This window comes from Corallococcus carmarthensis, from assembly GCF_003611695.1.
In the GTDB taxonomy this organism is placed as follows: domain Bacteria; phylum Myxococcota; class Myxococcia; order Myxococcales; family Myxococcaceae; genus Corallococcus; species Corallococcus carmarthensis.
The window spans coordinates 1-6,589 of sequence record NZ_RAWE01000334.1 but is presented as its reverse complement, the minus strand read 5'-3'; the positions used below and the strand labels follow the sequence as shown (position 1 = coordinate 6,589).

Annotated in this window: 9 protein-coding genes; 3 read left to right on the top strand and 6 right to left on the bottom strand. The window is 70.4% G+C overall.

The window, feature by feature from the left end; translation table 11 throughout:
- Positions 1-294: 294 nt before the first annotated feature.
- The gene (locus tag D7X32_RS42145) at positions 295-480 is read left to right on the top strand and encodes a hypothetical protein (protein ID WP_120608148.1); all 186 of its coding nucleotides are present in this window, start codon (positions 295-297) and stop codon (positions 478-480) included.
- Between the two features lie 51 nt (positions 481-531).
- On the opposite strand, the gene D7X32_RS42140 is transcribed toward D7X32_RS42145, so the two are convergent.
- Positions 532-921 (bottom strand): response regulator, encoded by a 390-nt coding sequence (locus D7X32_RS42140; RefSeq protein ID WP_244239487.1) that lies wholly within the window; start codon positions 919-921, stop codon positions 532-534.
- A gap of 393 nt (positions 922-1,314) precedes the next feature.
- Here D7X32_RS42140 and egtB point away from each other — a divergent pair, with 393 nt between their 5' ends.
- Both egtB and egtD read left to right on the top strand, forming a co-directional pair.
- Complete coding sequence (gene egtB / locus D7X32_RS42135; RefSeq protein WP_120608147.1) at positions 1,315-2,649, top strand: ergothioneine biosynthesis protein EgtB; 1,335 nt, start codon at positions 1,315-1,317, stop codon at positions 2,647-2,649.
- Between the two features lie 7 nt (positions 2,650-2,656).
- A complete protein-coding gene (gene egtD / locus D7X32_RS42130; protein WP_120608146.1) occupies positions 2,657-3,679 on the top strand; it encodes an L-histidine N(alpha)-methyltransferase in 1,023 nt (340 codons plus the stop codon).
- A gap of 96 nt (positions 3,680-3,775) precedes the next feature.
- Here egtD and D7X32_RS42125 read toward each other — a convergent pair whose 3' ends face one another.
- The 5 genes from D7X32_RS42125 to D7X32_RS42105 form a co-directional block, all read right to left on the bottom strand.
- Positions 3,776-3,967, bottom strand: a complete 192-nt coding sequence (locus D7X32_RS42125; RefSeq protein ID WP_120608145.1) for a hypothetical protein — start codon at positions 3,965-3,967, stop codon at positions 3,776-3,778.
- Positions 3,968-4,231: 264 nt separating this feature from the next.
- A complete protein-coding gene (locus D7X32_RS42120) occupies positions 4,232-4,681 on the bottom strand; it encodes a CoA-binding protein (protein WP_120608144.1) in 450 nt (149 codons plus the stop codon).
- A gap of 45 nt (positions 4,682-4,726) precedes the next feature.
- Complete coding sequence (locus tag D7X32_RS42115) at positions 4,727-5,296, bottom strand: hypothetical protein (protein WP_120608143.1); 570 nt, start codon at positions 5,294-5,296, stop codon at positions 4,727-4,729.
- Positions 5,297-5,298: 2 nt separating this feature from the next.
- Positions 5,299-5,745, bottom strand: a complete 447-nt coding sequence (locus D7X32_RS42110) for a bactofilin family protein (RefSeq protein WP_120608142.1) — start codon at positions 5,743-5,745, stop codon at positions 5,299-5,301.
- Positions 5,746-5,748: 3 nt separating this feature from the next.
- Positions 5,749-6,589, bottom strand: an 841-nt coding sequence (locus D7X32_RS42105; protein WP_120608141.1) for a ParB/RepB/Spo0J family partition protein, incomplete at its 5' end; no start/stop codon positions are given.

Sequence of the window (6,589 nt, the reverse complement as noted above, 5' to 3'; positions counted from 1 at the left end):
CCCCAGCCCCACCCGGACGGACGGACAGGGGCTCTTCACCCCCCTGCCGGGCCTGCCATACGGGCAGTCATTTCTTCCCCCACGATTTTTGGCCAGCCCGTAACTTCTTCAGACGTCCGCGGCGACCCACCGCGAAAGTGCCCGGAATTCCCGGCAGTGTTCAGCAGGCATGCGGTTCGCAATAGCGGTTCGCGTCGAGGAACCGAACCCGTGTCCCAGTCTTCCGCAAGAAACCGCCTGGTCCTTCCGTATCGCGTCCACTACGCGCCGCCCGCGTGGCGTGAAGTGGGGCGCATGTCCTCCGAAGCGTTCGAGGCCCTGCAACAGGCCCTGGCGCGGTTGGCGGAGCGGTCGAGGTCCCAGGACTCGGTGGCGGGACCCGCGCGGCACCGCGTGGAGGGCCACGACCTGGAGCTGCTCTACGAGAAGGACCCGCGCGCCAGCACGCTCACGCTGCTCGCGGTGACGCGGCTGGGCTGACACACGCAACGCCCACGGGCCCCGCGCGTGAGGCCCGCCGGCTTGGCGGACTCACGCGATCCGCCCGGACAGCCGGCCCACGGTGGCCACCAGCTCGTCCGGGACGATGGGCTTCTTCAAGAGCCCGCCCGTGTCCGGCAGCGCCTCCGTGCCCACGCCCGACAGCAGCAGCACCGGCACGGACTTCAACCGGGGCCAGTCCGCGCGCAGGTGGCGCAGGAACTCCGGGCCGTCCATCACGGGCATCCGCAGGTCCAGGAGGATGAGGCTCGGCATGGGCAGGTGCTGGAGCTCGTCCAGGGCCTCCTGGCCATTGGCGGCGACAGCCACCTCGTAGCCTTCCGCTTCCAGGATTTCGGCGATGGCGGCGCGAGCATCCTCGTCGTCCTCCACCACGAGCACGGGCTTGTGCGGCACGGGCTGAACCATGTCCCGCAGCATAGAGACCCCCTCCCCCACACGGACACGCCTTCCCGGAATACCCCGCCGACTGGTGGACAGATGGCGGCCCCGGAGGGAGGCCCTTTGGGGGCGGAGGCGTCCGCTCTGGAGCCTAGGACCCGTGAGGACGCTGCCCGGCCACCGGGAACCCTTCGCGCGTTCCACCCGCGGCCATCCCCGCTGGGCGGCGGCCGTGGTCCGGGCGCATTATTTGGACAGAAACGAACCTTTCGGTCCAGAATTCCCCGACAGCTGCGCCTCCGCTGGTTAGGAGTGGGGGCCATCACGGAGGGGAAGCAGGCTCGCAAACGTGTGCTCCCTCACGGGTTCCTCCCACCAAGGGGGCCCGGGGGGTTAGCGGGCCCCGGAGCCCCTTCCTACCTTGGGCCGACCATGTCGCTGAGGAGCCAGGAGCAGGGAAGTGCCCGCGTCCGCGTGGCCGAGCCGTGGAAGGCCCGGGCCAGGCGGGAGCTGGAGGCGGGGCGTGAGCGCATCCAGGCGATGCTCGCGCCGCTGCCGGAAGTGGAGTTGATGCGGCAGCACTCGCCGCTCATGTCCCCGCTGGTCTGGGACGTGGCCCACGTGGCCAATTACGAGGAGCAGTGGCTGCTGCGCGCGCTGGGCGCTCCGGCCTTCACGGACCCCGCGTTCGACGCCATCTACGACGCCTTCCGCCACCCGCGCGGCAACCGCGCCACGCTGCCGCTGCTGGAGCCGGAGGCCGCCTGGGCCTACGCCACCCGCGTGCGCTCGGCGGTGGACGCGCACCTGGAGACGCTGCCCGAGGACAGCGCGGATCCGCTGCTCCACGGCGGCTTCGTCTTCGGCATGGTGGCGCAGCACGCGCAGCAGCACGCGGAGACGCTGGCCGCCACGCTGCAACTGATGACGCATGTGGAGTACCACCCGGTGGAGGCCCTGCGCCCCCAGCCCGGCGCGGTGCCCCAGCACGAGGTCCTCATCCCGGGCGGCCCGGTGCACCTGGGCGGCGACGACCCGTGGGCCTACGACAACGAGCGCCCCCGGCACACCGTGGACGTGGCGCCCTTCCTCCTGGACGCGCACCCCGTCACCACGGGGGACTTCCTCGTGTTCGTGGAGTCCGGCGGCTACGCGGATCCGCGCTGGTGGGACCCCAAGGGCTTCGCGTGGATCCAGGCGGAGAAGATTGCCCACCCGCTCTTCTGGAGTCCGCAGGGCCAGCACGTCTGGCTGCGCCGCCGCTTCGGCACGGTGGAGCCGCTGCCCAAGGACGAACCCGTGCAGCACGTGTCCTGGTACGAGGCGGACGCGTACGCGCGCTGGGCCGGCAAGCGCCTGCCCACCGAAGCCGAGTGGGAGAAGGCCGCGCAGGGCAGTGACGGCGTCTCTCGCGCGCACCCCTGGGGGGACGCCGCGCCCACGGACGCGCACGCCAACCTGGGCGGGACGCGCTGGGGGCCGTCACCCGTGGGCAGCCATCCGCTGGGGCGCAGCGCGGACGGCGTCTGGGGACTCCTGGGCGACGTCTGGGAGTGGACCGCCAGCGACTTCCAGCCGTACGCGGGCTTCCGGGCCTTTCCGTACCGCGAGTACTCGGAGGTCTTCTTCGGCGACACGTCCAAGGTGCTGCGTGGCGGCGCCTGGGCGAGCGCGCCGGTGGCGGTGCGCAACAGCTTCCGCAACTGGGACTTCCCCATCCGCCGGCAGATCTTCGCCGGCTTTCGCTGTGCACGGGACGTGAGGTGAGGATCGCATGAGGATGAGGTCGGAGCAGGGCGAGGCGCGCGTCGCGGATGGCTACTCGGCGCCGGGTGTGAAGGTGGACGTCCACGTGAGGCCCGGGGACGCGCAGCGCGCGCTCCGCGTGGAGGTGCTGGAGGGGCTCTGCCACGGGCCCAAGGAGCTGAGCCCCAAGTGGCTCTACGACGAGCGCGGCAGCCAGCTCTTCGACGACATCACCCGCCTGCCGGAGTACTACCCGACGCGGCGCGAGCGCGAGATCCTCCGCGCCCACGCGGACGACGTCGCGCGGTTGAGCGGCGCGGACACGCTGGTGGAATTGGGCAGCGGCACCAGTGAGAAGACGCGCCTCCTGCTGGACGCGATGGACGCGGCCGGACAGCTCCAGCGCTTCGTGCCCTTCGACGTGAGCGAGGCCTTCCTGCGCAAGGCAGCGGAGGGACTTGCGCGCGAGTATCCGCGCATCGCCGTGCACGCGGTGGTGGGCGACTTCGAGCAGCACCTGGGCCGCATCCCGGGGGGCGGCCGGCGGCTCATCGCCTTCCTGGGCGGCACCATCGGCAACCTGAAGCCCGCGCAGCGCGCGCTGTTCCTGCGCGAGCTGGCGTCAGGGCTCAAGCCGGGGGACGGGCTGTTGCTGGGCACGGACCTGATCAAGGACCGCGAGCGCCTGTTCGCCGCCTACAACGACAGCGCGGGCGTGACGGCGGACTTCAACCGCAACGTGCTGCGCGTGCTCAACCGCGAGCTGAAGGCGGACTTCGACCCGGAGGCCTTCGAACACCTGGCCCCGTTCGACGAAGCGAACAAGTGGATCGAGATGCGGCTCATCTCGCGCAAGGCCCAGTCCGTGTGGCTGGAGGACCTGGGGCGGCGCGTGGAGTTCGCGGAAGGCGAATGTCTGCGCACGGAGGTGAGCTGCAAGTTCTGTCGCGAGCAGGTGCAGGCGGAGCTCAGCGACGCGGGCCTCGACCTGGCCGCGTGGTGGACGGACGCGGACGGAGACTTCGCGCTGTCGCTGGCGATGAAGCGCTGAGCGGGAGCGCCGCTCTGGCGGGGGCCGCCCGGCGCTGCTTCCAAGCGCGCCGGGCCCGGGCCCGAATCCAGGTGACGACGGGTGCGGCGGTGCGGCCTAGCGGCGGCGCGGAGGATTGCGGCGCACGGGCACCGGCACCGGAGCCGGCTGCTGCTCCGGGCGGGTCCACGCGGCCCAGAGCGCGGCGGCCGCGGTGATGACCAGTCCCCCCGCCGCTGCTAGCTGCTCACCCAGGGGCCCGATCTCCACGACGGCCAGGGGGAGGGGAAGCATCTCGGTGAGCGTCATGCGCGGACTCCTTACGAGGGGCACAGCGTGAAGACCCGCGACGGGCAGACGCTCGACACAGGTCGGGAGGCTAAGGTTAGGAAGTCGGAAGGCTTTCGGGAAGTCCCGGGGACTCCGGCTGACAGCGCGTGGACGGAATTGCACCTCGGCTCGGTCCCGAAGTCCATCCCCTCGCAGTGGCAGCCACCGGAAAACATCACCCGTCTCACGTAATGGGGACACCCGGGCCGCGCAGGACGTTCCCGGGGCCCCCTCGGTTGTCGCTTATCGGCCTTCCGGGTGGCGCTTCTTCCACTCCACCTTCATGCAGTGGTCCTGCACCACGCGGATGCCCGCGCGCGCCAGCCGCTCGGCCGCGGCGTCATTGCGGATGCCCAGCTGGAACCACACCGCGTGCGGCTTCTTCGCCAGCATCGCGTCCACGTGCGCGTCGATGTCGTCCGGCCGCAGGAACACCTGCACCACGTCCACGTCCCCCGGCACGTCCTTCACCGACGCGGAGAGGGGCTCGCCCAGGATGCTTCCCTGCTCGCCGTGCGTGGGGACTGGCAGCACGGTGAAGCCGTGGTCCTTGAGGAACTTCGGGATGGCGTGCGCGGGCTTGTCCGCCTGCGCCTCCGGACGGATGCCCAGCACGGCGATGCGCTTCGTGCGCGCGAGCAGCTCGCCGATGCCTTCCGCGTCGTCGATGAGGTTCTTGCGCCAGTCGTCCATGGGCTCCGCGCTCCTTGAGAGGAGGCCACGCCCGTGGAGGGACTTTCAGCGGGGCGCGGCCTGGACCTGGATGGTACGGCAGGCCTCGGTGGCCAGGCGGACTTCCTCGGTGGAGGCGCCGGGCAGGCTGGCGCAGAGGAACAGGTCATCCCCCACGCGCCGGGCGCCGAAGAACGCGGGCGCTTCCGGGCCCAGACCGCCGTCACTCAATGCCGGGGCCATGGTCACGCGCAGCAGGGAGAAGGAAGGGGTGTCCTCTTCCTGGTCCAGCGACAGCGTGAACTGCTTCATCTGCTGACGGACGGTGTCCGCCAGCGTCTCCGAGGAAGGCATCTGCTCACCCTGCCCCGGCTTCAAATCCACACGCAGCGCCGGGCGGCCGGGAGGGCCCGCCTGGAAGCTGCCGTCGGTGGCCACCTGCGCGGACCATCCCGGCGGCAGCGGCACCTTCACGCCCGAGCGCAGCCCCGCGTCCTCCGCCAGACTTCCGGCGGACGGCGTCTCGTCCTGGCAGCCCTTGCAGCCGCCAAACAGGACGCCGAGCGAGACGAGCGACACGGCCCCGAGGCCCTTGAGCCCCGGGACCTTTCGCGCGCTGGACGCGAGCCCGTGCACCGTTACTTCTTCTCTCCGAGCGGCGGAGGATTTCCTCCGCCCTTGCCCTGGCTCCGCATCTTGGAATTGCCGTCGAAGGACGCGCCGCGCTCCATGGTCAGCGCCGGCGACTCGATGTCGCCGCGGATCTGCCCCGTCGCCTTCAGCTCGATGAGCTGCGTGGCGCGCACGTTGCCTTCCACGGTGCCGTTGATGATGACGGTGCCGGCCTGGATATCCCCGTTCACCTGGGCGCCGTCACCAATCACGAGCACGTCCTTGGTGATGATCTGCCCCTTGAACTTGCCGTCGATGCGGACCTGCCCTTCGAAGGAGAGCTTCCCCTCGAACTCGCTTCCCTTACCCAGAAGCGTGTGAACCTCACCCGGACGCGTTGACACGAAATCCTCCTCCCGTTTGAACAGGGGCTTGCTGGGTGCTTCGTCCTTCTTCCCGCCAAGGAGCGCCACGCCCTACTCCTTCCTCAGAAGCTTCAACAGCCTGTCGAGGTCATCGTAGGAGAAGAAGTCGACTTCCAGGGTGCCTTTTCCCGGGCTTTTCTCCGTCAGACGAACCTTGGTGCCCAACCGGCGCTGCAACTCCTCCGTGAGCGCCTTCACCTGCGGGCTCACCTTGGGCGCCGGTTTCCCGGCGTCCTTGCCGCCCTTCGCGGACTTGCCCTGCTGCACCAGCCGCTCCGTGTCGCGCACGGACAGCTTCTTCTCCGTCACCTGCTTCGCCAGGTTCTGCAGCTCCGGCAGCCGGGGCACGCCCAGCAGCGCGCGCGCATGGCCCATGGACAGCGACCCGTCCGCCACCATCGCCTTCACGTCCGGGGGCAGGGCCAGAAGGCGCAGCGCGTTCGCGACGGTGGAGCGCTCCTTGCCGACCTTCTGGGCCACCTGCTCCTGCGTGAGCTTGAACTCCTCCACCAGGCGCCGGTAGCCGTCCGCCTCTTCGATGGGGTTGAGGTCCGCGCGCTGGAGGTTCTCCACCAGGGCGAGCTCGAAGGACTCGGCCTCCGTGACCTCGCGAATGATGGCGGGGATTTCCTTCAGGCCCGCGGCCTGGGACGCGCGCCAGCGGCGCTCGCCCGCGATGATCAGGTAGCCATCGCCGCCCTTGTTCGGGTTCTTCCGGACGAGGATGGGCTGGAGCAGGCCCTGCGCCTTGATGGACTCGGTGAGCTCGTGGAGCTTCGTCTCGTCGAAGTGGCGGCGGGGCTGGAGCGTGTCGCGGTGGATGGACTCGATGGCCAGCTTGAGCACGCCGGCCTTCGGGGGCGCGGCGGGCGCCGGAGCGGCGGGGGCGGCC

Coding starts and splice junctions, on each gene's coding strand:
- D7X32_RS42145 (WP_120608148.1), top strand. CDS start 295: ATGTCCTCCGAAGCGTTCGAGGCCCTGCAACAGGCCCTGGCGCGGTTG.
- D7X32_RS42140 (WP_244239487.1), bottom strand. CDS start 921: ATGCTGCGGGACATGGTTCAGCCCGTGCCGCACAAGCCCGTGCTCGTG.
- egtB (WP_120608147.1), top strand. CDS start 1,315: ATGTCGCTGAGGAGCCAGGAGCAGGGAAGTGCCCGCGTCCGCGTGGCC.
- egtD (WP_120608146.1), top strand. CDS start 2,657: ATGAGGATGAGGTCGGAGCAGGGCGAGGCGCGCGTCGCGGATGGCTAC.
- D7X32_RS42125 (WP_120608145.1), bottom strand. CDS start 3,967: ATGACGCTCACCGAGATGCTTCCCCTCCCCCTGGCCGTCGTGGAGATC.
- D7X32_RS42120 (WP_120608144.1), bottom strand. CDS start 4,681: ATGGACGACTGGCGCAAGAACCTCATCGACGACGCGGAAGGCATCGGC.